At 72.0% G+C, this 25533-nt stretch carries 22 protein-coding genes; 14 read left to right on the forward strand and 8 right to left on the reverse strand.

What is annotated here, in order from left to right; all coding sequences use genetic code 11:
* Positions 1–7: 7 nt before the first annotated feature.
* Positions 8–973: a Yip1 family protein gene (locus ACWERV_RS18610; protein ID WP_452934148.1), complete on the reverse strand. Its 966-nt coding sequence runs from the start codon at positions 971–973 to the stop codon at positions 8–10.
* A 97-nt stretch (positions 974–1070) separates the two neighbouring features.
* Complete coding sequence (locus tag ACWERV_RS18615) at positions 1071–3341, reverse strand: (Fe-S)-binding protein (RefSeq protein ID WP_452934151.1); 2271 nt, start codon at positions 3339–3341, stop codon at positions 1071–1073.
* A gap of 393 nt (positions 3342–3734) precedes the next feature.
* Between ACWERV_RS18615 and dnaK the strand changes: the two genes are divergently transcribed.
* From dnaK to ACWERV_RS18645, 6 genes are all read left to right on the forward strand, one after another.
* The gene (gene dnaK / locus ACWERV_RS18620) at positions 3735–5603 is read left to right on the forward strand and encodes a molecular chaperone DnaK (RefSeq protein WP_452934153.1); all 1869 of its coding nucleotides are present in this window, start codon (positions 3735–3737) and stop codon (positions 5601–5603) included.
* On the forward strand, positions 5600–6292 hold the full coding sequence (gene grpE / locus ACWERV_RS18625) for a nucleotide exchange factor GrpE (protein WP_398173881.1): 693 nt from the start codon (positions 5600–5602) through the stop codon (positions 6290–6292). The genes dnaK and grpE overlap by 4 nt, the downstream gene beginning before the upstream one ends.
* A 44-nt stretch (positions 6293–6336) precedes the next feature.
* A complete protein-coding gene (gene dnaJ / locus ACWERV_RS18630) occupies positions 6337–7527 on the forward strand; it encodes a molecular chaperone DnaJ (protein ID WP_398173878.1) in 1191 nt (396 codons plus the stop codon).
* A 4-nt stretch (positions 7528–7531) separates the two neighbouring features.
* Positions 7532–8065, forward strand: coding sequence for a heat shock protein transcriptional repressor HspR (locus ACWERV_RS18635; protein WP_452934157.1), 534 nt, complete (start codon positions 7532–7534; stop codon positions 8063–8065).
* 348 nt (positions 8066–8413) lie between these two features.
* A complete protein-coding gene (gene clpB, locus ACWERV_RS18640) occupies positions 8414–11029 on the forward strand; it encodes an ATP-dependent chaperone ClpB (RefSeq protein ID WP_452934161.1) in 2616 nt (871 codons plus the stop codon).
* Positions 11030–11227: 198 nt separating this feature from the next.
* Positions 11228–11773: a type III secretion system chaperone family protein gene (locus tag ACWERV_RS18645; protein ID WP_398173868.1), complete on the forward strand. Its 546-nt coding sequence runs from the start codon at positions 11228–11230 to the stop codon at positions 11771–11773.
* A 123-nt stretch (positions 11774–11896) separates the two neighbouring features.
* On the opposite strand, the gene ACWERV_RS18650 is transcribed toward ACWERV_RS18645, so the two are convergent.
* On the reverse strand, positions 11897–12271 hold the full coding sequence (locus ACWERV_RS18650; RefSeq protein WP_452934163.1) for a VOC family protein: 375 nt from the start codon (positions 12269–12271) through the stop codon (positions 11897–11899).
* Positions 12272–12419: 148 nt separating this feature from the next.
* On the opposite strand from ACWERV_RS18650, the gene ACWERV_RS18655 reads away from it, so the two are divergent.
* On the forward strand, positions 12420–13211 hold the full coding sequence (locus ACWERV_RS18655; RefSeq protein WP_452934166.1) for a vWA domain-containing protein: 792 nt from the start codon (positions 12420–12422) through the stop codon (positions 13209–13211).
* Positions 13212–13249: 38 nt separating this feature from the next.
* On the opposite strand, the gene ACWERV_RS18660 is transcribed toward ACWERV_RS18655, so the two are convergent.
* From ACWERV_RS18660 to ACWERV_RS18670, 3 genes are all read right to left on the reverse strand, one after another.
* Positions 13250–13648 (reverse strand): DMT family transporter, encoded by a 399-nt coding sequence (locus tag ACWERV_RS18660; RefSeq protein ID WP_452934169.1) that lies wholly within the window; start codon positions 13646–13648, stop codon positions 13250–13252.
* A gap of 75 nt (positions 13649–13723) precedes the next feature.
* Positions 13724–14044, reverse strand: coding sequence for a DMT family transporter (locus tag ACWERV_RS18665; RefSeq protein ID WP_398173855.1), 321 nt, complete (start codon positions 14042–14044; stop codon positions 13724–13726).
* A 126-nt stretch (positions 14045–14170) separates the two neighbouring features.
* Entirely contained in the window at positions 14171–14617 is a 447-nt protein-coding gene (locus ACWERV_RS18670; RefSeq protein WP_398173852.1) for a MarR family winged helix-turn-helix transcriptional regulator, read from the reverse strand.
* 223 nt (positions 14618–14840) lie between these two features.
* On the opposite strand from ACWERV_RS18670, the gene argG reads away from it, so the two are divergent.
* Positions 14841–16295 (forward strand): argininosuccinate synthase, encoded by a 1455-nt coding sequence (gene argG, locus ACWERV_RS18675; RefSeq protein WP_452934171.1) that lies wholly within the window; start codon positions 14841–14843, stop codon positions 16293–16295.
* A gap of 102 nt (positions 16296–16397) precedes the next feature.
* Here argG and ACWERV_RS18680 read toward each other — a convergent pair whose 3' ends face one another.
* Together ACWERV_RS18680 and ACWERV_RS18685 are read right to left on the reverse strand one after the other, a co-directional pair.
* Positions 16398–17747 carry a YncE family protein gene (locus ACWERV_RS18680; RefSeq protein ID WP_452934174.1) on the reverse strand — a complete coding sequence of 450 codons (1350 nt, stop codon included), beginning with the start codon at positions 17745–17747 and terminating at the stop codon, positions 16398–16400.
* 90 nt (positions 17748–17837) lie between these two features.
* Positions 17838–19010, reverse strand: coding sequence for a pyridoxal phosphate-dependent aminotransferase (locus tag ACWERV_RS18685; RefSeq protein ID WP_452934176.1), 1173 nt, complete (start codon positions 19008–19010; stop codon positions 17838–17840).
* A 469-nt stretch (positions 19011–19479) separates the two neighbouring features.
* Here ACWERV_RS18685 and ACWERV_RS18690 point away from each other — a divergent pair, with 469 nt between their 5' ends.
* The 6 genes from ACWERV_RS18690 to fbaA all read left to right on the forward strand — a co-directional run bounded on the left by ACWERV_RS18690 (position 19480) and on the right by fbaA (position 25432).
* Positions 19480–20001: a DUF2617 family protein gene (locus tag ACWERV_RS18690; protein ID WP_398173840.1), complete on the forward strand. Its 522-nt coding sequence runs from the start codon at positions 19480–19482 to the stop codon at positions 19999–20001.
* 91 nt (positions 20002–20092) lie between these two features.
* The gene (locus tag ACWERV_RS18695) at positions 20093–21685 is read left to right on the forward strand and encodes a polyamine aminopropyltransferase (protein ID WP_452934179.1); all 1593 of its coding nucleotides are present in this window, start codon (positions 20093–20095) and stop codon (positions 21683–21685) included.
* A 78-nt stretch (positions 21686–21763) separates the two neighbouring features.
* Positions 21764–22657 (forward strand): SRPBCC domain-containing protein, encoded by an 894-nt coding sequence (locus ACWERV_RS18700; protein WP_452934181.1) that lies wholly within the window; start codon positions 21764–21766, stop codon positions 22655–22657.
* Positions 22658–22754: 97 nt separating this feature from the next.
* Positions 22755–23558 carry an aldose epimerase family protein gene (locus tag ACWERV_RS18705; RefSeq protein ID WP_398173831.1) on the forward strand — a complete coding sequence of 268 codons (804 nt, stop codon included), beginning with the start codon at positions 22755–22757 and terminating at the stop codon, positions 23556–23558.
* A gap of 63 nt (positions 23559–23621) precedes the next feature.
* The gene (pyrE, locus tag ACWERV_RS18710; protein ID WP_452934183.1) at positions 23622–24164 is read left to right on the forward strand and encodes an orotate phosphoribosyltransferase; all 543 of its coding nucleotides are present in this window, start codon (positions 23622–23624) and stop codon (positions 24162–24164) included.
* A gap of 245 nt (positions 24165–24409) precedes the next feature.
* Complete coding sequence (gene fbaA / locus ACWERV_RS18715) at positions 24410–25432, forward strand: class II fructose-bisphosphate aldolase (RefSeq protein ID WP_398173825.1); 1023 nt, start codon at positions 24410–24412, stop codon at positions 25430–25432.
* Positions 25433–25533: the final 101 nt, after the last annotated feature.

Genomic DNA, 25533 nt, shown 5'->3' on the forward strand with positions numbered 1-25533 from the left:
ACTCCCGCTAGATCAGGGGGAGTTTGAAGAGCATCAGCAGCGCGATCAGCTGGATCGCCGACGCGCCCAGCGCCTTCGGCCACGGCAGGTCGTGCGATTTCGCGACCATCGACGTCATGAGGGCCGCGCAGGCCAGCCAGGTGAGCCAGCCCAGCAGTTGGACGAAGCTGTTGGCGCCGCCCAGGAAGAGGGCGAAGAACAGGCGCGGGGCGTCGGTGACGGCCGTGACGAGGAGGGCCAGGCCCACCGTGGGGGCCCAGGCGCCGTCGCCGCCGAGCTGGCGGGCCATCGTGGTGGTGACCGCGCTGAGCACCAGGCCGCTCAGGGTGACGGCGACGGCCGTCATGAGCACGAGCGGGATGCTCGCGGACAGCGTCGCGCCGAGGACGTCGTGGCGGGCGCTGTCGAAGCCGAAGACAGCGAGCAGGCCGTAGCCGAAGGTCACGGTGAGGGCGGGGGCCCACATCGTGTGGTCGCGCATCTGCCAGAACGTCCGGCCGGGGCGCAGCACGATGCCGCGGAGCAGTTCCTTCCAGTGCAGCCGGGGGCCTACGGGCGGGGCCGCGCTCTGGCCGGCCCGGTAGGTGGCCACGTTGTCGTCGGCGCCGTAACGGTCGGGCCCGTAACCGTCGGGCCCGGGGCCGTCCCCGTAGCCGCCCTGCCCCGACCCGTACGCGTACGGGTCCGCGAGCTGCGCCGGCTCTCCCATCGTGAACGCCCGCGTGTGGCCGGGCGCGTCGTCGTACGCGGGGGCGGGCTCGAAGTACTCCGGCTCACCCGGCGCCGGATACGGCCCCTGCGGCCCACCGTAAGGAGCACCGCCGTAAGGAGCACCGCCGTGAGCGGCCCCCCCGTACGCGCCCTGCCCGCGGCCGCCGCGGGCCCGGGACGGCGGCGGCGGGGGCGAAGGCGGCGGGTAGCCCGCCGCGTGCGGGTCCTGCCCTCGTCGGTCGCGGTTCTCGTATCCAGCCACGATTCGAACGTACCCGCTGCCGCGAAAGGCCGGGCCCGGCGGGAAGCCGGGCCCGGCCTTTGCTGCCAAGCTGTGACACGCGCGCGGGCGCGGCCGCTCAGCCCGTCGTCGAGTCCGCTCCCGCGGCCGCCGCGGACGGCGCCGGTGCGGTCCTGACGGAGTCGAGCAGCAGTTGCGCGACGTCCACGACCTGCACGGACTCCTTCGCCTTGCCCTCGTTCTTCTTGCCGTTGACGGAGTCGGTGAGCATTACCAGGCAGAACGGGCAGGCCGTCGAGACGATGTCCGGGTCGAGGGACAGGGCCTCGTCGACACGCTCGTTGTTGATGCGCTTGCCGATCCGCTCCTCCATCCACATCCGGGCGCCGCCCGCGCCGCAGCAGAAGCCGCGGTCCTTGTGGCGGTGCATCTCCTCGCTGCGCAGGCCCGGCACCTTCGCGATGATCTCGCGCGGCGGTGTGTAGACCTTGTTGTGCCGGCCCAGGTAGCACGGGTCGTGGTAGGTGATGAGGCCCTCGACGGGGGTGACGGGGACGAGCCGGCCCTCGTCGACCAGGGTCTGCAGCAGCTGCGTGTGGTGGATGACCTCGTACTCGCCGCCGAGCTGCGGGTATTCGTTGGCGATGGTGTTGAAGCAGTGCGGGCAGGTCGCGACGATCTTCTTCGACGAGCGCGGCTTGCGGCTCGCGGCGACGGTCCTGCCGTCGTCGTCCAGCTCCTCGCCGAAGGCCATGTTGAGCATCGCGACGTTCTCGGCGCCGAGCTGCTGGAAGAGGAACTCGTTGCCGAGGCGGCGCGGCGAGTCGCCGGTGCAGTTCTCCTCGCCGCCCATGATCGCGAAGTTGACGCCCGCCATGTGCAGCAGTTCGGCGAAGGCCTTGGTGGTCTTCTTGGCGCGGTCCTCCAGGGAGCCCGCGCAGCCGACCCAGTACAGGTAGTCGACCGAGGTCAGGTCCTCGACGTCCTCGCCCACCACGGGCACGGGGAAGTCGACCTCCTTGACCCACGCCAGGCGCTGCTTCTTCGGCAGGCCCCAGGGGTTGCCCTTCTTCTCCAGGTTCTTGAGCATCGTGCCCGCCTCGGACGGGAAGGACGACTCGATCATCACCTGGTAGCGGCGCATGTCGATGATGTGGTCGATGTGCTCGATGTCGACCGGGCACTGCTCGACGCACGCGCCGCACGTGGTGCAGGACCACAGCACGTCGGGGTCGATGACGCCGTTCTCCTCGGCGGTGCCGATGAGCGGGCGCTCGGCCTCGGCGAGCGCGGCGGCGGGGACGTCGGCCAGCTGCTCGGGTGTGGCGCGCTCCTCGCCCTCGGCGTTCTTGCCGCCGCCGGCCAGCAGGTAGGGGGCCTTGGCGTTGGCGTGGTCGCGCAGCGACATGATCAGCAGCTTGGGCGACAGCGGCTTGCCGGTGTTCCAGGCGGGGCACTGCGACTGGCAGCGGCCGCACTCGGTGCAGGTGGAGAAGTCGAGGATGCCCTTCCAGGAGAACTCCTCGACCTTGGAGACGCCGAAGACGTCGTCCTCGCCCGGGTCCTCGAAGTCGATCGGCTTGCCCTCGCTGGTCATGGGCTGCAGGGCGCCCAGCGAGACCTCGCCGTGCGCGTTGCGCTTGAACCAGATGTTGAAGAAGGCCAGGAAGCGGTGCCAGGCCACCGACATGTCGGTGTTGAGGCCGACCACGATCGCCCATGTCATGGTGACGGCGAGCTTGACCATGGCGACGGCGTACACGAGGTTCTGCAGCGTGTCCGTGCTCAGGCCGCGGAAGCCCGCGACGAGCGGGTACGAGGCGAAGTACCCGGCCTCGTAGCCGTCCACGCCGTGCAGGGCGCCCTCCAGGCCGCGCAGCGTCAGGATCGCCACGCCGATGACGAGGATGACGTACTCGACGAAGTACGCCTGCCAGGCCGTGGAGCCGGCGAAGCGGGACTTGCGGCCGGCCCGGGAGGGCAGGCTCAGCAGCCGGATCACGATGAGGGTGATGATGCCGAGCGTGGTGAGCAGGGCGATGAATTCCGTGTACAGCTCGTACGGCAGCCAGTCGCCGATCACCGGCAGCATCCAGTCGGCCTTGAAGAGCTGGCCGTAGGCGTTGACGATCGTCAGGCCCAGGGTCAGGAAGCCGACCGCGACGAACCAGTGGGCGACGCCGATGACGCCCCACTTGTTCATCCGGGTGTGGCCGACGAACTCCCGCAGCATCGTGGTCGTACGGGCCGTGGGGTCGTTCGTGCGGCTGCCGGCCGGCACGGGCTTGCCCAGCCGGACGAACCGGTAGATCTGCGCGACGGCGAGGCTGAACAGCGCGACGCCGACCGCGGTGAGGACCAGCGACACGATGATCGCGGCGAGTTGCATGAGGGCTCCTCGGGCCTGCGCACGGTACGAACGGGAGGAACGGGTACGGGTTACCCGTAAGGGACGGCGTCCTCGTACCCGCGTACAGGGGCGCTCACTCTACTAAGCGGTAACTTAATCCGGTCCTGGCTGAGGTTACCCGGGAACGGGGGGCCCATAAAGCCGCACCACTGGTGATCTGTGTCGCGCGTCGCACAGGTGCCGCGCGGCCCTCCCATCCCGGGCCGGGCCGTCCCCGCTGCTGCGGCCGAAGCCGCTCCCGCTGCGGCGGCCAGGTGCGCGAGCCCCGCGCGGCTAAGTTGAGTCGCCCCGACTCACCTCTGTTGACATAGCCGCGGCCCTCGTGCACCCTTGAGTCAGTTCCACTCAAGTAGTCAGCAGGAGGAATCCACCATGGCACGTGCGGTCGGCATCGACCTGGGCACGACAAACTCCGTCGTCAGCGTTCTCGAAGGCGGCGAGCCCACCGTCATCACCAACGCAGAGGGCGCCAGGACCACGCCGTCCGTCGTCGCCTTCGCCAAGAACGGCGAGGTGCTCGTCGGTGAGGTGGCCAAGCGCCAGGCGGTCACCAACGTCGACAGGACCGTCCGGTCGGTCAAGCGCCACATGGGCACCGACTGGAAGATCAACCTGGACGGCAAGGACTTCAACCCGCAGCAGATGAGCGCCTTCATCCTGCAGAAGCTCAAGCGGGACGCGGAGGCCTACCTCGGCGAGAAGGTCACCGACGCGGTCATCACCGTCCCGGCGTACTTCAACGACTCCGAGCGGCAGGCCACCAAGGAGGCCGGCGAGATCGCGGGCCTGAACGTGCTGCGCATCGTCAACGAGCCGACCGCGGCCGCGCTCGCCTACGGCCTGGACAAGGACGACCAGACGATCCTGGTCTTCGACCTCGGCGGCGGCACCTTCGACGTCTCGCTGCTGGAGATCGGCGACGGCGTCGTGGAGGTCAAGGCCACCAACGGCGACAACCACCTCGGTGGTGACGACTGGGACCAGCGCGTCGTCGACTACCTGGTCAAGCAGTTCCAGTCCGGCCACGGCGTGGACCTGGGCAAGGACAAGATGGCCCTCCAGCGCCTGCGTGAGGCGGCGGAGAAGGCGAAGATCGAGCTGTCCAGCTCGACCGAGACGTCCATCAACCTGCCCTACATCACGGCGTCCGCCGAGGGCCCGCTGCACCTGGACGAGAAGCTCACCCGGGCGCAGTTCCAGCAGCTGACCAGCGATCTGCTGGAGCGCTGCAAGACGCCGTTCCACAACGTGATCAAGGACGCCGGCATCCAGCTGTCCGAGATCGACCACGTCGTCCTCGTCGGCGGCTCCACCCGTATGCCTGCGGTCGCCGAGCTGGTGCGCGAGCTGACCGGTGGCAAGGAGGCCAACAAGGGCGTCAACCCGGACGAGGTCGTCGCCATCGGCGCGTCCCTCCAGGCCGGTGTGCTCAAGGGCGAGGTCAAGGACGTCCTGCTGCTCGACGTCACCCCGCTGTCCCTCGGTATCGAGACCAAGGGCGGCATCATGACCAAGCTGATCGAGCGCAACACCACGATCCCGACCAAGCGCTCGGAGATCTTCACGACGGCCGAGGACAACCAGCCGTCCGTGCAGATCCAGGTCTACCAGGGCGAGCGCGAGATCGCCGCGTACAACAAGAAGCTCGGGATGTTCGAGCTGACCGGTCTGCCGCCGGCTCCGCGCGGCATGCCCCAGATCGAGGTCACCTTCGACATCGACGCCAACGGCATCATGCACGTCGGCGCGAAGGACCTGGGCACGGGCAAGGAGCAGCGGATGACCGTCACCGGCGGCTCCTCGCTGCCGAAGGACGAGGTCGACCGCATGCGGTCCGAGGCCGAGCAGTACGCGGAGGAGGACCACCGCCGCCGCGAGGCCGCCGAGACCCGCAACCAGGGCGAGCAGCTGGCCTACCAGACCGAGAAGTTCATCGCGGACAACAAGGACAAGCTCCCCGAGGACGTGAAGTCCGAGGTCGAGGCCGCCATCGCGGACCTCAAGGAGAAGCTCAAGAACGAGTCGACCGACGCCGACAACACCGCGTCGATCCGCGAGGCCACCGAGAAGGTCGCTGCCGTCAGCCAGAAGCTGGGCCAGGCGCTCTACGCCAACGCGCCCGGTGACGGCGCCGCCCAGGCGGGCGCCGGCGCGGCCGCGGGCGACCAGCCCGGTGCCGCGGACGACGACGTCGTGGACGCCGAGATCGTCGACGACGACAAGAGGGACGGTGCCGCGTGACGGAGGAGCCGAAGGGCTTCGAGCCGGAGCCCGACGTCCCTTCCGAGGCCGGTGACGCCAAGCCCGGCAAGGGCTCGGCGGCAGGCAAGGACTCCGGGACCGCCGACGAGGCGGCCCCGGGGGCCGGTGGCGGGGACGCCCAGGAGCTGACCGCACTGCGGGCACAGCTGGACCAGGTGCGCACCGCGCTCAACGAGCGCACCGCGGACCTCCAGCGCCTGCAGGCCGAATACCAGAACTACCGCCGCAGGGTGGAGCGCGACCGCGTCGCCGTCAAGGAGATCGCGGTGGCCAACCTGCTCACCGAGCTGCTCCCGGTGCTCGACGACATCGGCCGGGCGCGCGAGCACGGCGAGCTGGTCGGCGGCTTCAAGTCGGTGGCCGAGTCGCTGGAGACGGTCGCGGCGAAGCTGGGGCTGCAGCAGTTCGGCAAGGAGGGCGAGCCCTTTGACCCGCTGGTGCACGAGGCCCTGATGCACAGCTATTCGCCGGATGTCACGCAGACGACATGCGTGCAGATCCTCCAGCCCGGGTACCGCCTCGGTGAGCGCAATCTGCGGCCCGCCCGGGTCGCGGTCGCCGAACCGCAGCCGGGCTCCGGGAAGGCCGCCGACGAGACGGCGGACGACCGGGACGCGAAGGCGGACACGGCGGACGACGAGGAGAACGGTGGCCCGGAGCAGGGCTGACGGTGTAGAGAGAGCCTTCACGGCCGGAAGGAGGGACGCCGGGGATGAGCATCAGTAGGGACCTGCTGGAAAAGGACCTGTACAAGGTCCTCGGCGTCCCCAAGGACGCCACGGATGCCGAGATCAAGAAGGCGTACCGGAAGCTCGCCCGCGAGTTCCACCCGGACGCCAACAAGGGCGACGCCAAGGCGGAGGAGCGCTTCAAGGAGATCTCCGAGGCCAACGACGTCCTCTCGGACACCAAACGGCGCAAGGAGTACGACGAGGGCCGCGCGCTGTTCGGGAACGGCGGCTTCCGCCCCGGTCCGGGCGCGGGCGGCACCGGCGGCTTCAACTTCGACCTGGGCGACCTCTTCGGCGGCGGCGCCGGCGGCCAGGCCCCCGGCGGGGGCCAGGGCGGCGGCTTCGGCGGCGGGCTCGGGGACGTCTTCGGCGGGCTCTTCAACCGCGGCGGCGGCACCCGGGTGCAGCCGCGGCGCGGCCAGGACGTCGAGTCCGAGGTCACGCTGAGCTTCACCGAGGCCGTCGACGGGGCCACGGTCCCGCTGCGGATGTCCTCGCAGGCCCCCTGCAAGGCCTGCTCCGGCACCGGCGACAAGAACGGCACCCCCCGGGTGTGCCCGACCTGCGTCGGCACCGGCCAGGTCTCGCGCGGCGGCGGGGGCGGCTTCTCGCTCACCGACCCGTGCGTGGACTGCAAGGGCCGCGGCCTGATCGCGGAGAACCCCTGCGAGGTCTGCCACGGCAGCGGGCGCGCCAAGAGCTCGCGCACCATGCAGGTCCGCATCCCGGCGGGTGTCACCGACGGGCAGCGCATCCGGCTGCGCGGCAAGGGCGCCCCCGGCGAGCGCGGCGGCCCGGCGGGCGACCTCTACGTGGTCGTGCACGTCGGCAAGCACCCGGTCTTCGGCCGCAAGGACGCCAACCTCACGGTGACCGTTCCGGTCAGCTTCACGGAGGCGGCGCTCGGCGGCGAGGTCAAGGTGCCCACCCTCGGCGGCCCGCCCGTCACCCTCAAACTCCCGCCGGGCACCCCCAACGGCCGCACCCTGCGCGCCCGCGGCAAGGGCGCCGTCCGCAAGGACGGCTCGCGCGGCGATCTGCTGGTCACCGTCGAGGTGGCGGTGCCGGAGACGAGCGAGGGCAAGGCGCTCGACGCACTGGAGGCCTACCGGGAGGCCACCGCGGACTTCGACCCGCGGGCCGAGCTGTTCAAGGCGGCAAAGGGAGCGTGAACGGATGAACATCGACGGCCGGACGGACGGTACGGGGCCGGGCCCGCGCGGCTCCGGCACCGGTGGCGCACGCACTCCACGGGGTCCGGGGGGTGCCCCGCGCGGGCGCAACCCGTACCAGCTCACCGAGGAGACCCCGGTCTACGTCATCTCCGTGGCCGCCGAGCTGTCCGGGCTGCACCCGCAGACCCTGCGGCAGTACGACCGCCTCGGCCTGGTCTCGCCCGACCGCACGGCCGGGCGGGGCCGCCGCTACTCCGCACGCGACATCGAGCAGCTGCGCGAGGTGCAGCGGCTCTCCCAGGACGACGGCATCAACCTGGCCGGCATCAAGCGCATCATCGAGCTGGAGAACCAGGTCGCCGCGCTCCAGGCGCGCGTCGCCGAACTCACCGCCACGGTGGAGGGCGCGGCCGCGCTCATCCAGCAGCGCGAGGCGGCGGTGCACGCGTCGTACCGCCGCGATCTCGTCCCCTACCAGGACGTCCAGCACACCAGCGCGCTGGTGGTCTGGCGCCCCAAGCGCGACGGCGCGTAGGCGCCTGACGGCGCCGATTGGCGGAGGGGCTCGCCCCGCCGGGCACGGGCTGCGGGCTGCCCTCTGCGTAGGGCGTGCTTTTGAGGGGCGCGGGGAACTGCGCGAGCAGCCCCCGCCGGGGTGCGGGTCGAAAACCGACCCAAAGGGTCTCTTCGGTCCGATCCGGACCACCGCCCGGGGGGGTGGCTTGTCGCGCAGTTCCCCGCACCCCTCAAAACGCTCGCCCTACGGCGTAGCCGCAGCCTGAAGACGCGTGCCCCGCGGCGCAGCCGCGCCCGCAGCGCCGCCGCGCCCTCTGACGTGGGGCGGGCCAGAATGGAACAAGTACCCCGAGGAGGATCCGACCCCGTGGACGCCGAGCTGACGAACAAGAGCCGGGAAGCGCTCAACGCCGCCAACACCCGGGCGGTCTCCGAGGGCAACCCGGACCTCACGCCCGCGCACCTGCTGCTCGCGCTGCTGAGCGGCGCGGACAACGAGAACGTGCTGGACCTGCTGACCGCCGTCGGCGCCGATCCGGCGGGGCTGCGCACGCAGGCCGCACAGCTCGTCGAGCAGCTGCCGAAGGTGCAGGGCTCGACGGTGGCCCCGCCGCAGGCCAACCGCGATCTGCTGGCGGTCATCGCGGACGCCGCGGAGCGGGCCAAGGAGCTGGGGGACGCGTACCTTTCCACCGAGCACCTGCTCATCGGCATCGCCGTCAAGGGCGGCTCGGCCGGCGAGCTGCTCACCCGTCAGGGGGCCGACGGCAAGAAGCTGCTGGCCGCCTTCGAGACCGCCCGTGGGGGGCAGCGCGTGACCAGCCAGGATCCCGAGGGCACCTACAAGGCGCTGGAGAAGTACGGCACCGACTTCACCGCGGCCGCCCGGGAGGGCCGGCTGGATCCGGTGATCGGCCGCGACCAGGAGATCCGCCGGGTCGTGCAGGTGCTCTCCCGGCGGACGAAGAACAACCCGGTGCTGATCGGTGAGCCCGGTGTCGGCAAGACCGCCGTCGTCGAGGGCCTGGCGCAGCGCATCGTCAAGGGCGACGTGCCCGAGTCGCTGCGCAACAAGCGGCTGGTCTCGCTCGACCTCGGGGCGATGGTCGCGGGCGCGAAGTACCGCGGGGAGTTCGAGGAGCGGCTGAAGGCCGTGCTCGCCGAGATCAAGGACAGCGACGGGCAGATCGTCACCTTCATCGACGAGCTGCACACGGTCGTCGGCACGGGCGCCGGCGGCGACTCGGCGATGGACGCGGGCAACATGCTCAAGCCGATGCTGGCACGCGGCGAGCTGCGCATGGTCGGCGCGACGACGCTGGACGAGTACCGCGAGCGGATCGAGAAGGACCCGGCGCTGGAGCGCCGCTTCCAGCAGGTGCTGGTCGCCGAGCCGACCGTGGAGGACACGGTCGCGATCCTGCGCGGGCTCAAGGGCCGCTACGAGGCGCACCACAAGGTCCAGATCGCCGACTCCGCGCTGGTCGCGGCGGCGACACTGTCCGACCGCTACATCACCTCGCGCTTCCTGCCGGACAAGGCCATCGACCTGGTCGACGAGTCCGCGTCCCGGCTGCGGATGGAGATCGACTCCTCGCCCGTCGAGATCGACGAGCTGCAGCGTTCGGTCGACCGGCTGCGCATGGAGGAGATGGCGCTGCGCAACGAGACGGACCCGGCCTCCGTACAGCGGCTGGACAAGCTGCGCCGGGACCTCGCCGACCGCGAGGAGGAGCTGCGCGGCCTGACCGCCCGCTGGGAGAAGGAGAAGCAGGGCCTCAACCGGGTCGGTGAGCTCAAGGAGCACCTCGACGACATCGACACCCGGATCGACCGCGCCCAGCGCGACGGCGACTTCGAGACCGCCTCCAAGCTGCTCTACGCCGAGAAGCCCAAGCTGGAGGCCGAGCTGGAGGAGGCCACCCGGGAGGAGCAGGAGGCCGCGGCGCAGGAGACGATGGTCAAGGAGGAGGTCGGCCCGGACGACATCGCCGACGTCGTCGCCGCCTGGACCGGTATCCCCGCGGGCCGGCTGCTGGAGGGCGAGACGCAGAAGCTGCTGCGGATGGAGGACGAGCTGGGCCGCCGGCTCATCGGGCAGAGCGAGGCGGTGCGCGCGGTGTCCGACGCGGTGCGCCGCTCCCGCTCCGGCATCGCCGACCCCGACCGCCCCACCGGCTCCTTCCTCTTCCTCGGCCCGACCGGCGTCGGCAAGACCGAGCTGGCCAAGGCGCTCGCCGACTTCCTCTTCGACGACGAGCGGGCCATGGTCCGTATCGACATGAGTGAGTACGGCGAGAAGCACTCGGTCGCGCGGCTCGTCGGCGCCCCGCCCGGATACGTCGGCTACGAGGAGGGCGGCCAGCTCACCGAGGCGGTGCGCCGCCGCCCGTACAGCGTGGTGCTGCTCGACGAGGTCGAGAAGGCGCATCCGGAGGTCTTCGACGTCCTGCTCCAGGTGCTGGACGACGGGCGGCTCACCGACGGCCAGGGCCGTACGGTCGACTTCCGGAACGTGATCCTCATCCTGACCTCCAACCTCGGCAGCCAGTACCTGGTGGACCCGGCGCTCACCGAGGAGCAGAAGCGGGAGAACGTGCTGGCCACGGTGCGGGCGTCCTTCAAGCCCGAGTTCCTCAACCGGCTCGACGACACCGTGGTCTTCTCCGCGCTCAGCAAGGACGAGCTGCGGAGGATCGCCCGGCTGCAGACCGACCGGCTCGCCGCCCGCCTCAAGGACCGCAGGCTCAACCTGGAGGTCACCGACGCGGCGCTGGACTGGCTGGCCGAGGAGGGCAACGACCCGGCCTACGGTGCCCGGCCGCTGCGCCGCCTGGTGCAGACCGCGATCGGCGACCCGCTGGCCCGCGAACTGCTCGCCGGGGAGATCACGGACGGGCAGACGGTCCGGGTGGACCGCGCCGCGGACGGCCTGATCGTCGGCGCGGCCACCGGCTCCACCGGGCCCGACCTCGGCAAGTGACGGCCGGGCGGTAACCGGGTGACGGCCGGGTGAGGGCCGGGTGACGGCCGGGCTGTGGCCGGGCGACGGCCGCCGGCACCGCTCGGTGACGGCCGCTGCCGCCCGGTGACCGGCGCCGGGCCCGCGCACCCCTGGGGTTTCCCCCCGGGGGTGCGGATGAGGGAGGATGGCAGTCAGACGTCACGAAGGGACTTCACGGTGAGCATCGACCCGTCCTCGATTCCTGATTTCGGGGGCCAGCCGGACCCCTCGTCCGCTGGTAACAGCGGTGTGGTCATCCCCGACCAGGATCTGGTCAAGCAGCTGCTCGACCAGATGGAGCTGAAGTACCTGGTCGACGAGGAGGGTGACCTCGTCGCGCCCTGGGAGGACTTCCGCACGTACTTCATGTTCCGTGGCGAGGGCGAGCAGGCGGTCTTCGCCGTCCGGACCTTCTACGACCGTCCGTTCGAGGTCGACGACAAGGCGCAGCTGCACGAGGTCATCGACGACTGGAACCGCCGCACGCTGTGGCCGAAGGTCTACACCCACACCAACGACGACGGCGGGGTGCGCCTCGTCGGCGAGGCCCAGCTGATGATCGGGCTGGGCGTCGGCCTGGAGCACTTCGTCTCCAGCACGGTGAGCTGGGTGCGCGCGTCGATCGAGTTCGACAAGTGGGCCGTGGACACGCTGGGTCTGGCCAAGGACACCGACGAGGCCGCCGAGGGCGGCGACGAGTCCGAGGGCGGCGCCGAGGACTGACCCCTCGCCGCGTTCCGGGCAGAGCTCCCGGCAGCACCCCGAGCACCTACGGAAGAGCCCGGCCCCCCGTGCGGCCGGGCTCTTCCGCTCTCCCGCGCCGGCTGCGCGGTGACTCGGGGGACCTCAGTCGGACTCCTCCAGCACGGAGAGCACATTGCCCGCGGGGTCGGTGAACCAGGCGATGAGCGGGCCGCCGCCGCGGAAGATCCCCCGCTCGTCCGCGGGCAGCTGCTCGTAGCGCTCCAGGCGCACCCCGCGCCGCCCCAGCTCGTCCACGGCCGCCTCGATGTCGGGGACGGGGAAGTTGAGGACGGTGAACGTCGCAGGCGCGTGGTCCGGCTTGGGGTAGACCAGGACGTCCCGGCCGCCCGCGATGTGCAGTGTCAGCAGCCCGTTCTGCCGTGACACCTTCAGGCCCAGCGTGTCGCCGTAGAACGCCGCCGCGGCCTCGACGTCGTCCACCGAGAAGCCGCTGAACGCCTTCGTCGACTCGAACATGATCGCCTCCTGTAGGTCGTGCCTACGAGTGCAGACCGGTCGCGGACCGCGAAGTCATCGGTGTGCGGCACGGCGTGCGCGACTGGGTGGGCGACGGCGTGCGCGACCGCGTGCGCGGCGGCGCCGGGCAGGAGGAGAATCCCGGCCCATGGCCATCGATTACCGCAAGCCGCCCCGGATCGACTACCGCAAGCGCCCCCGCCCCGCCGCGGCCGGAACCGGCGGTCCCGCCGTCAGCCTGGAGAAGGTCGCCGCGAGCGCCCCGGGGCTCGTCAGCCTCTTCAAGAGCGCGGCCGTCTCGCTGGACAAGCACCGGGTCGGCGGCGAGCGGGCGGCCGTCTACCTGGTGCTGGACCGCTCCGGCAGCATGCGGCCCTACTACCGGGACGGCTCCGTGCAGCACCTGGCCGAGCAGACCCTCGCGCTCGCCGCCCACCTCGACGACGACGGGGTGGTGCCGGTCGTCTTCTTCTCCACCGAGGTGGACGGCACGGCCGCGATAGGCCTCGACGACTACCGGGACCGCATCGGCCCGCTGCACGACTCCATGGGCCACATGGGCCGCACCAACTACCACCTCGCCATGCAGGAGGTCATCGACCACTACGAGCGAAGCGGCGCGTCCGACCCCGCCTTCGTGGTCTTCCAGACCGACGGGTCGCCGACCTCGAAGGCCGCCGCCGAGCACGTGCTGTGCGTGTCCGCGCGGCTGCCGATCTTCTGGCAGTTCGTGGGCTTCGGCGACGACGAGTTCCGCTTCCTGCGCAAGCTCGACGACCTGCCGGTGCCGGGCCGCCGGATCGTCGACAACGCCGGCTTCTTCGCCGCGGGCAGCACCCCGAAGGCGCTCTCCGACACGGAGCTGTACGACAGCCTGCTGCGTGAGTTCCCCGACTGGCTCACCGCCGCCCGCGCCGCGGGCGTCCTGCCGGAGGTGTGACCGGAACGCCGTGACCGGAACGCCGTGGCCGGTACGGCTCAGCGGTCCGCGCCGACCTCCTGCGGCGCCGCCACTGCCTGCCGGGACGGACGCGGCCGGTCGGCGAGCTTGAGCCACACCACGCCGACGATGATCAGCCCGAGCCACAGGGCCTGCGGGGTCGTGAGGGTCTCGTCGAAGAAGACGGGGCCCAGCAGCGCGGCACCGGCCGAGCCGATGCCCGCCCAGACCGCGTAGCCGATGCCGACGTCGATGGCGCGCAGCGCGACGCTCAGGGCCCACAGCGTCAGCAGGAAGAACATGACGGCGACGAGCGACCAGAGCACACGGGTGAAGCCGTGGCTGCCGCCCACGGAGAGCGCGTAGCCGATCTCGAACCCTCCCGCCAGGAGGAGGACGAGCCAGGGGTTGGCGGCGGAACGGCCGGTGTCGGACATCAGCCCGGGTCCTTTCGTGGGTGGGCGCGTGCGGGAGCGGGGGGGAGGGGGTGGGAGCGGGGGCGGGCGGGAGCGTTACGCGGCGCCGCTGAGCTGGAGGCCGACGACGCCGGTGATGATGACGGCGATGCCGAGCGCCTTGCGCCAGTCCAGGCGCTGCTTGAAGAGCGCCGCGCCGAGCAGGGTGATCCCGACCCCGGCGACGGACGTCCAGACCGCGTAGCCGACGCCGACGTCGAAGGTCAGCAGCGCCCGGCTCAGGAGGTACGTCCCGATGGCGCCGCTGACCAGGGTCACCGCCGTCCACCGGCGGTTTCTGAACCCCTCCGCCTTGCCGGCGGCGATGGCGACGACGACCTCGAAGATGTCGGCGACGGCGAGGTAGAGCCATTGCATGGCGGGTCCTTTCAGCAGACGGCCTCAAGGCCCGAGGCTGGTATTTGATTGTACATGCATTCTTTTGCTCGGCGGGGAGACGCCGGAAACCTGCCTGAGGCTTGTGTGAGGGGCCCGCCGGGGCGGTCAGGCGCCGCCGCGCAGCGCCTGGACGGTGGGGGACAGGGAGGGGGCGCCGTCCGCGGTGTCCAGGGCCGAGGTCAGGACCTCGCCGTACGTGCCGCGGGCCGAGGCGTAGCGTTCCCGGCCGGCGTCGGTGATCACCGCGTAGACCCCGCGCTTGTCGTCCGGGCACAGGTCGCGGACGGCGAAGCCCGCGCTGTCCAGCCGCCCCACCAGGCGCGTCACCGAACTCTGGCCGAGGCCGACCTTGTCGGCGAGGTCCTGCATCCGCAGTTCGCCCGCGGGGGAATCGACGAGGCACTCCAGGGCGCGGAATTCCGAGAGCCCTATGCCGTGCCGGCGCTGCAGGGCCTGGGTGAGCTGTCGCTCGACGTAGGCGTGGAGGGCGAGGACGCCGCTCCAGGCGGCCTGGTCGGAGGTGGTCGCCGGGGGGTGAGGAAGTCCGGTCATCGGGGGGCTCCTCTCGGCGGACAGTACGCAGCAAGATACATGTTCATACAACATTCGGGCGGGCGTCTTCATGCCGGGACCGGGGGCGGGGCCGGGGACGCGCCTTCGCGCCGGGCCCGGGGTGGGCCTTCGCTCCGGGCCCGGAGTCGGGGTCGGGCGGCTGTGCGAGGGGTCCCCCAGAAGGGGCTTTGCATGAGCATGCGTTGGTGTGCATAATATTTCCATGTCCAAGGTCCTCACCTCCCTCCCTGTCGGCGAGCGCGTCGGCATCGCCTTCTCCGGTGGCCTCGACACGTCGGTCGCCGTCGCGTGGATGCGCGACAAGGGCGCCGTCCCGTGCACCTACACCGCCGACATAGGCCAGTACGACGAGCCCGACATCGCGTCGGTGCCCGGCCGTGCCAAGGCCTACGGCGCCGAGGTCGCGCGGCTGGTCGACTGCCGTGCGGCGCTGGTCGAGGAGGGCCTGGCCGCGCTCACCTGCGGGGCGTTCCACATCCGCTCCGGCGGGCGGGCGTACTTCAACACCACCCCGCTCGGCCGTGCCGTCACCGGCACCATGCTGGTGCGGGCGATGCTGGAGGACGACGTCCAGATCTGGGGCGACGGCTCGACCTTCAAGGGCAACGACATCGAGCGGTTCTACCGCTACGGCCTGCTCGCCAACCCGCACCTGCGGATCTACAAGCCCTGGCTGGACGCGGACTTCGTGACCGAGCTGGGCGGCCGCAAGGAGATGTCGGAGTGGCTGCTCGCCCACGAGCTGCCCTACCGCGACAGCACGGAGAAGGCGTACTCCACCGACGCCAACATCTGGGGCGCCACCCACGAGGCGAAGACCCTGGAGCACCTGAACACCGGCGTCGAGACCGTCGACCCGATCATGGGCGTGCGCTTCTGGGACCCGTCGGTCGAGATCGCCACCGAGGACGTGACGATCGGCTTCGACCAGGGCCGCCCCGTCAGCGTCAACGGCAAGGACTTCGCGACCCCCGTCGACCTGGTGTCCGAGGTCAACGCCATCGGCGGGCGGCACGGCCTGGGCATGTCCGACCAGATCGAGAACCGGATCATCGAGGCCAAGAGCCGCGGCATCTACGAGGCCCCGGGCATGGCGCTGCTGCACGCGGCGTACGAGCGCCTCGTCAACGCGATCCACAACGAGGACACCCTCGCGCAGTACCACGCCGAGGGCCGCCGCCTCGGCCGGCTGATGTACGAGGGCCGCTGGCTGGACCCGCAGGCGCTGATGATCCGCGAGTCCCTGCAGCGCTGGGTCGGCGCCGCCGTCAGCGGCGAGGTGACCCTGCGGCTGCGGCGCGGCGAGGACTACTCCGTCCTCGACACCACGGGCCCGGCCTTCAGCTACCACCCGGACAAGCTGTCCATGGAGCGCACCGAGGACTCCGCGTTCGGCCCGGTCGACCGGATCGGCCAGCTCACCATGCGCAACCTGGACATCGCCGACTCCCGCGCCAAGCTGGAGCAGTACGCGCAGCTCGGCCTCGTCGGCTCCGGCAGCCTCGCCATCGGCCCGGCGCAGGAGCCCGCGCCCGGCCTGATCGAGACCATGCCGGAGCTGTCCGAGGGCGGCGCCGAGGTCATCGCCTCCCGCGGCGAGCCGGAGCCCGACGACGCGCTGCTGGACCGCGCGGCGATGGAGTTCGGCACCGACTGACCCGCCCGGTCGCGTCCCCGGCCCGGCCCCGCACACGGACGACGTGTGCGGGGCCGGGCCGTTGCCGGTCAGCGGCCGCCCCCGGTCAGTGGCCGTTGCCGGTCAGTGGCCGACCCGGACGGTGGCGCTCGCGGTGGCTGCCGTCAGGTGCGCGTCCCCGGCGTACGTCACCTGGTAGGTGACGGCTCCGGCGGCCCGCGGTATGTCGGTGACGGTGAACGTGCCGTCGGCGGCCGTCCTGACGGCCGGCAGCGGTGTGCCCGCCGGGTGCGCCGCGTCGATCCGGCTGACCTGCACCGTCTGCCCCCCGGTGTACGGCGACGGGCCGCCGAGCGCACCGGTCAGGGTGACCTTCGCGTGCCGGTGGACGCGCGCCGGGCCGGAGACGGTCAGACCGGCCGCCGCCTGCGCCGGGTTCTGTATGACGTGCAGCACCGGGTCCGCCCCGTACGGATCGGCGCTGATGGCGAACAGCGTGCTGTCGTCGGGCGTGACGGCGAGCCCCGCGTCCGCCTGGAAGGTGTCGAGGGCGACGGGGTAGGACGCGACCGCGCTCGGGTTGCCGGGCGCGAAGACGAAGACCTGGTCGCCGTAGTAGTTCTCCGACCCGGCGAACACGGTGCCGTCCGCGCCGAGCGCCACCGCGTCGGGGTAGGTGTCGGTGCCGTACGCCCCGTCCGGGCTGAGGTCCGCGACCGTGAAGACCTGGTGCTCGTACGGCGCGCCGCACGCGGTGATCACGTCCTTGCCGTCCGCGGTGATCGCCAGGTCCGCCAGGAAGCTGCTGACCGTCGGGGAGGTCAGGGAGAGCTGCGCGTGCAGCGTCCGCGCGCTGCGGCCCGAGACGTCGTAGCTGGCCAGCGAGGCCGGGCTGAGGCCCGGCTGCCCGGCCACCAGCTTCCCGCCCGGCGTGGCGGCGAGCAGCGGGGCGCTGTACCAGCTGTCGCCGGTGGCCTGGAGGGTCACCACGGCGGGGTCGGCGGCCGGATCGACGGACCCGATCCCGCCGTGCGCGGCCTTCCCGTAGCCGAACCAGAGCTTGCCGGCGCTCCACACCACCGACTCCGGATCGCTGCCCGCCCCCGTCCCGTAGCGGGCGGTCTCCGCGAGGGTGCCGGTGTCGATGGCCGAGATCGCGTCCGCGTCCCCGAGCGCCGCGTACACCGTGCCCCCGTCCGGCGACAGCGCCAGCCCGTCGGCCCCGTCCTCACCCTCGATCGTGCCGACCGTCCGTCCCGCGTAGTCGGTGACCAGCACACTGGTCGAACCCGCCCCGCCACTGATGAACAGGTGCTGGTGCACAGGATCGACCAGCATGTGCGCGTACTGGGCTATGGGCAGCGGGACCGCCGTGGAACCAGTCTGTGCGGAGGCGGACGACGACAGACCGAGCGACGCGAGCCCGGTCGCGAACACGACAGCCGTGACCTGCGTAATGCGCTTGGTGCGCATGGGACTCCTGACTTCCGGTAGGTGATGGCCACTCAGATTCGAGCGCAATCCGAGTAGACCACCTCCCACTGACAGAGCCAGGAGCGGTCCTCAGCCCCCGAACGCCTTCCGCAGGCGCTGGGCCGCGTCGGTGAGGACCTCGGGGCGTTTGCAGAAGGCGAAGCGGACCTGGGTGCGGCCGGCGGTGGGGTGGTCGTAGAAGACGGAGTTGGGGACGGCGACGACGCCGGCGCGTTCGGGGAGGGTGCGGCAGAAGGTGAGGGCGTCGGTTTCGCCGAAGGGGGCGATGTCGGTGGTGACGAAGTACGTGCCCTGGGGGGTGTAGACGTCGAAGCCGGCGTCGCGCAGGCCGTCGGACAGCAGGTCGCGTTTGGCCTGGAGGTCGGTGGCGAAGGCGTCGTAGTACGCGTCGGGGAGGGCGAGGGCCTCGGCGACGGCGTACTGGAACGGGCCGGAGGCGACGTAGGTGAGGAACTGCTTGGCCGTGCGGACGGCGGTGACCAGGTCGCGGGAGCCGGTGACCCAGCCGACCTTCCAGCCGGTGAAGGAGAAGGTCTTGCCCGCGGAGGAGATGGAGACGGTGCGGTCGCGCATGCCGGGGAGGGTGATCAGGGGGGTGTGGCGGGCGCCGTCGAAGGTGAGGTGTTCGTAGACCTCGTCGGTGACGACGACGAGGTCGTGTTCGACGGCGAGGGCGGCGATCGCCGACAGTTCGGCGGGGGTGAGGACCGTGCCGGTGGGGTTGTGGGGGCTGTTGAGGAGGAGCAGGCGGGTGCGGGGGGTGACGGCGTCGCGCAGGGCGTCGAGGTCGGGGCGGAAGTCGGGGGCGTGCAGGGTGAGGGGGACGCGGACGCCGCCGGCCATCGCGACGCAGGCGGCGTAGGAGTCGTAGAAGGGCTCGAACGCGATGACCTCGTCGCCCGGTTCGAGCAGCGCGAGCATCGCCGCCGCGATGGCCTCGGTCGCGCCCGCGGTGACCAGGACCTCGGTGTCGGGGTCGAACTCCAGGCCGTAGAAGCGGCGTTGGTGCCCGGCGATCGCGGTGCGCAGCTCGGGCACGCCCGCGCCGGGCGGGTACTGGTTGCCGCGGCCGTCGCGCAGCGCGCGCACCGCGGCCTCGCGGACCGCCTCGGGACCGTCGGTGTCGGGGAAGCCCTGGCCCAGGTTGATCGCCCCGGTGGCGGCGGCGAGCGCGGACATCTCGGCGAAGATCGTCGTCCCGAGGCCTTCCAGCCTGCGGTTCAGCAGCGGCCTGGCGTTCATCTGTCGCACCGTCCTCGGAAGTGATGCCCTGCGCGTGGCGCCCTGCGCCAGACGATACGGGGCGGGTCCCGCGGCGCGCTGCGGCGCCGCCCGCCGGGCCGTGCCGCTATACCTCAAGTTCCTTGATCCTGTGGCGGGTTGGACGTACTCGCGGGTGTCGGTGGCCGGGGGCGTCAGGGTGGATCCGGGTGAACACGTGACCCCGTGGGCGCTCCAAGGGATGGAAAGTGCGCACAGATCGGTAAAAACGCTGAAGGTGGCAAGTGATTCATGATTCCGTAGTTCTCGGACCCATTTCGAGGGCTTCGGCGGGGACCTCCGGAGGCTGCGCAGACTCCTTCCCTGGCTTCGCCGGCTCCTCGCGTCGCCGGGTCCAGGACCCCACGTGGGCACGAGCCGATGCGCGCCCGCCCCGTTGCCGGGCGCGACCGGCCCATGACATTCCACTGCGTGCTTGCGGAGCCGACCCATGCTCACCACCCTGCAAACCTCCTACACCGACACCCGCGCGGGCGACCTCGCGTGGTGTCTCGGCAAAGACCCGCTACCCGCGCTCGCCGTGCTGAACGTCGAGGTCGGGGACGGCCGCCGGCTGCGTGCCAAGGTCGAATTACGCCTGCTGGGCGCCTCCCACCAGGTCCTGGTGGACGCGGACGGCGGTGACTGCTCGGAGACCGTGGCCTGCATGGCCGGCAGCCAGGCGCCGCTGCCCTTCGGGGTGGCCCGCCGGGTGGGCGCCTGGGACTACGAGTTCGCCGCGCGCATCGAGACGCTCTCGCAGGGCTCGTTCGCCGGCCGCGCCCAGGAACTGCTCGCGCTGGTCGCCGACCACCCGCACGGACTCGCCGGGACCTTCCCGGGCGACCCGCACGCGTTCACCGCGATGCTCGTGCAGTACGCCGACGGGGGAGTGCGCTGGCGCACCTGGCACGCGTATCCGCAGGAGGGGCGGCTGGTCACCACCAGGACCCGGGTGAACGCGCTGGCCTGACCCGAACGATGCCCCCGGCACGCCCACGGCCGCCCATTTTGCACTCCTGTGGGTGACCGGCGACGGCTCCACACTGACATAGCGTGCACTCATGATCGACCAGCGCCACCGCAGCGAACTCCCGCGCCTCGCACCGCGGTTACCGGTGACGGCCCAGGCGGCGAGGGCGCTGGTGCTCACCGCCGTCTTCGTGTGCGCCGCCTGCGGGCTGGTCTACGAGCTGGAGCTCGTCGCGCTCGCCTCCTCCCTGCTGGGTGACTCGGTCACCCAGGCGTCGGTGATCCTGTCGGTGATGGTCTTCGCGATGGGCTGCGGGTCGTTGCTGGCAAAACGGTTACGCTCCCGGGCCGCCGCCGCGTTCGCCGCCGTCGAGACCGGACTCGCGCTGATCGGCGGGCTGTCGGTGATGGCGCTCTACGCGCTCTTCGCCTGGTTCGGGCACGCGAGCGCGCCCATAGTCGGCTGCGCCTTCGCCATCGGTGTCCTCACCGGGGCCGAGGTGCCGCTGCTGATGACGCTGGTGCAGCGGGTACGGCGGCAGGACGCGGGCGGCGCGGTCGCCGACCTCTTCGCCGCCGACTACGTGGGCGCGCTCGTCGGCGGGCTCGCCTTCCCGTTCCTGCTGCTGCCGCACGCCGGGCAGCTCACCGGCGCGCTCGCCACCGGCGCGGTCAACGCGGTGGCCGGCGGCGCGACCGTGCTGTGGCTCTTCCGCGCCGACCTGACGCGGCGCGCCCGCGGCTGGCTGCTCGTGGTGAACGTGCTGGTCCTCGCGGTCCTCGCGGGCGCCGCCGCGGTCGCCGGGCCCTTCGAGCGGGCCGCCCGCCGCGAGGTGTACGGCGGGGACGTACGGGTCGCCGAGCAGACCGGCGTCGAGGAGATCGTCCTGACCGGCGGCGACACCCCGGGCCGTCCGCTGCGGCTCTACCTCGACGGCCGGCTGCGGGTCTCCGGCGACACCACCGCCCGCTACGCCCAGGCCCTCGTCCACCCGGCGATGAACGGCACCCGCACCCGCGTGCTGCTGCTCGGCGGCGGCGACGGCCAGGCCCTGCGCGAGGTGCTGCGCTACCCGGATGTCGGCGTCGTCACCGTCGTCCAGCCCGACGCCGAGCTGCTCCGGCTGGCCCGCACCGACCCCGGCCTCAGCCGCGTCAACGGCCACGCCTTCGCCGACCCGCGGGTGCGCACCGTCACCGCCGACCCCTTCGACTGGCTGCGCCACGGCCGCACCACCCCGTACGACGTGATCGTCGCCGACCTCCCGGACCCGGGGACGACGGCCAGTGCCAAGCTCTACTCGCAGGAGTTCTTCGGACTCGCCGCCCGCGTGCTGGCCCCCGGCGGGCGGCTCGCCGTGCACGCCGGGACGGCGGCGGGCACCGCGCACACCTTCTGGACGATCGAGGCGACCGTGACCGCGGTCGGGCTGTGCAGCACGCCGTACTGGCTGCCCGCGGCCGTCCCCGGCACGGCCCTCACGCCCGTCACCGCCGGTGCGCCCGACCGGGCCTACCTGCTCGCCGCCCGCACCGCGCCGCCCGCCCTGCGGCTGCCGCCCGGCACACCGTCCACCCTCACCCCGCGGGCGCTGCGGCAGGCCGCCCGCGCCCCGCTCCCGACCCGCCCGAGCAGGGCGCTGCCGCCCTCGACCCTGCTGCGGCCGCGCGTCCCGACCGGCTGAGCCGGGCGGTCCGGTTCCCGCAGAAAGTGCCGGGCGCGGGAGCGTCATGCTCCGGGCAGGGTGGGTAGGCTCCGCCGCATGGAGCATGAGTCGTTCGTTCCGGGGATGACCACGGCGCGCATGGTGCAGGCCCTGCGCACGCCGGAGGTGGTGTCGGCCTGCCTGCCCGGCTGGCAGCCGGACGCCGACGCGGGCGAGGGCGGCGCGGCGGCCGCGGGCACCGCCGCCGGTGCCGCCGCGGGACGGCTGCGGCTGCGGGTGGGCGGATCCACGATCACCTACCGCGGCACGGTCGCGGTGGACGGTACGGGACCGGGCTTCACCCTGACGGCCGCGGGCACCGAGGTGCGCGGCGGGGGCGGTGTGACGGTCGCCGCCGAGCTGGTCGTCGTCGCGGCCGTGCAGCCCGAGCCCGGGGTGACGGTCGTCTGGCGGGGCGAGGCGGCGGGCCAGGGGCGGATCACGACGTTCGAGCCCGCGCTCGTGGAGGCGGCCGTACGGCGGCTGCTGGACCGTTTCTGTACCGACCTGGCCGCGCACGCGCCCGACGCCGCCGAGCCGGAGCAGGAGCAGGAGCCGGGTGCGCCCGACGCGTCCGACACGGAGGCCGTCCCCGGGGCCGGGCTGGACGCGGACCCGAAGGCCGACGTCGTGGACGACGACGGCGAGCCCGTGCCGGGCGGCGCCGAGCTGGAGGACTTCGACCTGGTCGAGGTCGAGGTGGAGGTCCCGGAGAGCGCCGCCGCGCTCGACGACCTCGTGCCGCCCGCCGAGGCCGCGCACGCCCGCCGGACGATGATCGGGCGCAGCGCCGAGGAGGTCGACCACGCCCCGCCGCGCGGCCGCTACGCCCCCGTGCCCGCACCCGACAGCCCCTCGGCCGCGGCCACCCTGCGCTGGGCGGCCCCGGTCGCGGCGGCGCTCGTCGCGTCCGCGGTGGTGGTGAGCCGGGCGCTGCGCCGCCGCGGCTGAGCCGGGGCGCGGCGCGTACGGGGCGTCAGCTCGGCGGCACCACCCGGCTGCGGGACCATAAGTGAACGTCAGGGGGCCCGCCCGCTAGGCTCGTGACGTGGAGAATGAGACGAAGCTGACGGCGGGCGACGCCGAACTGACCTTGGAGCCCGGGAACGGCTGCCGGATCGCCTCCCTGAAGGTCGCCGGGACGGAACTCCTGCGCCAGGGCGACCGATTCGGCGCCTTTCTTATGGTGCCGTGGGCCGGCCGCACCGAGAACGGGGCCTTCCGCAACGGCGGCGTCACCCACCAGCTTCCGGTGGACGCGCCGCCGCACGCCATTCACGGCACCGTGCGGCACCGCGCGTGGCAGGAGGCGGCCCCGGCCACCGAGACCACCGCGTCGTTCCACACCGAGCTGACCGACCCCTGGCCCTACCCCGGCCGGGTCACCCACACCGTGGAGCTGGCCCCGCATTCGGTGAAGCTCACGCTGAGCGTCGAGGTCGCCCCGGGCGGCGACTCCTTCCCGGCGCAGGCCGGCTGGCACCCCTGGTGGAACCGCAACCTCGGCAAGGGCGGCCAGGACGTCGAGCTGGCCTTCCGCGCCGACTGGCAGGAGGAGCGCGGCGACAACCACCTGCCCAACGGCAACCGTGTCACCCCCCGCCCCGGCCCCTGGGACGACTGCTTCGGCATGCCCGACGGCGTCGATGTGACGCTCACCTGGCCCGGCGAGCTGCGCCTGGAGGTGCAGAGCCCCGCCCAGTGGGTCGTGGTCTACGACGAGCAGCCCGAGGCGGTGTGCGTCGAGCCGCAGTCCGGCCCGCCGAACGGCCTCAACACCACGCCGCGCCTGGTCACCCCGATCGACCCGCTGGAGATCACCACCACCTGGAGCTGGCACCGCATCGGCTGACCTGCCTGGCGCACGCCGGATCCGGTGCGGCGGGCCGGGTCCGCGGGCCGGATACTGGTCGGCATGAGCGACGACGTACGCAGTGCACTGCTGCAGCAGATCCAGGACAAGGCCGTGGTGCACGGCAAGGTGACCCTCTCCTCCGGTATCGAGGCCGACTTCTACATCGACCTGCGCCGCATCACGCTGGACGGCCAGGCCGCCCCGCTGGTCGGCCAGGCGATGCTGGACCTCACCGCCGAGCTGGACTACGACGCGGTGGGCGGGCTGACGCTCGGCGCGGACCCGGTCGCCGGGGCGATGCTGCACGCCGCAGCGGCGCGCGGGAAGCGGCTGGACGCCTTCGTGGTGCGCAAGGCCACCAAGGCGCACGGCATGCAGCGCCGGATCGAGGGCCCGGACATCGCGGGCCGCCGGGTGCTGGTCGTCGAGGACACCTCGACCACCGGCGGTTCGCCGCTGACCGCCGTCGAGGCGGCGCGCGAGGCGGGCGCCGAGGTCGTCGCCGTCGCCGTCATCGTCGACCGCGGCGCCGAGCCGAAGGTTACGGAGACGGGTCTGCCGTATCTCGCGGTGTATTCGCTGGCCGACCTCGGACTGTACTGAGTGGCGGCCGCCGTCGGCCCGTGAAGGGCCCGGCGGCGGCCGAGCCTCGTTGCGTACACCTCTCGAAAGCGCTGTGACCTGCGGTTTCGCCGTGCTTGGGGTGTTTCACGTGAAACACCCGGCCGCGTGCGGGGGATACCGCCCGCACCGAGGTGGTGTATCCGTTCGAGAATGGGAAGATAGGGCCGACGATGACGTCGCCACGCCTAGCACCACCACCCCGCGGAATCTGAGGAGCGGAAACGATGCCCATCGCTACCCCCGAGGTCTACAACGACATGCTCGACCGGGCGAAGGCGGGGAAGTTCGCCTACCCGGCCATCAACGTCACGTCGTCGCAGACGCTGCACGCCGCGCTGCGCGGCCTGGCCGAGGCGGAGAGCGACGGCATCATCCAGATCTCCACGGGCGGCGCGGAGTTCCTCGGCGGCCAGTACAAGAAGGACATGGTGACGGGCGCGGTCGCGCTCGCCGAGTTCGCGCACGTCGTCGCCGAGAAGTACCCGGTCACCGTCGCCCTGCACACCGACCACTGCCCGAAGGACAAGCTGGACGGCTACGTCCGCCCGCTGCTGGCCATCTCGCAGGAGCGCGTGGCCGCCGGCCGCAACCCGCTCTTCCAGTCGCACATGTGGGACGGCTCCGCCGAGACCCTGGACGACAACCTCGCCATCGCCAAGGAACTGCTGGCCCAGGCGGTCAAGGCCAAGATCATCCTGGAGATGGAGATCACCCCGACCGGCGGTGAGGAGGACGGCGTCTCGCACGAGATCAACGAGAGCCTCTACACCACCGTCGACGACGCCTACCGCACCGTCGAGGCCGTCGGCCTGGGCGAGCAGGGCCGCTACCTGCTGGCCGCCTCCTTCGGCAACGTGCACGGCGTCTACAAGCCGGGCAACGTCGTGCTGCGCCCGGAGATCCTCCGCGAGCTGCAGGACGCGGTGGCGCAGAAGTACGGCAAGGCCAACGCCTTCGACTTCGTCTTCCACGGCGGCTCCGGCTCCACCCAGGAGGAGATCGACGAGGCCCTGGAGAACGGTGTCGTCAAGATGAACATCGACACCGACCTGCAGTACGCCTTCACCCGGCCCGTCGCCGCGCACATGTTCTCCAACTACGACGGTGTGCTGAAGGTCGACGGCGAGGTCGGCAACAAGAAGGCCTACGACCCGCGCGTGTGGGGCAAGTCCGCCGAGGCCGGCATGGCCGCGCGTGTCGTCGTCGCCGCCGAGAACCTGCGGTCCGCGGGCAACAAGCGCAAGTGACCCCCGCCGGTACGCGCCTCGCGTACCCGTGAGGGCGACGCCCGACAGGGACCTCCGGCACATGCCGGGGGTCCCTTCGCACAGCGGCTCGGGCAGACTGG

This window comes from Streptomyces sp. NPDC004031 (genome assembly GCF_053604375.1).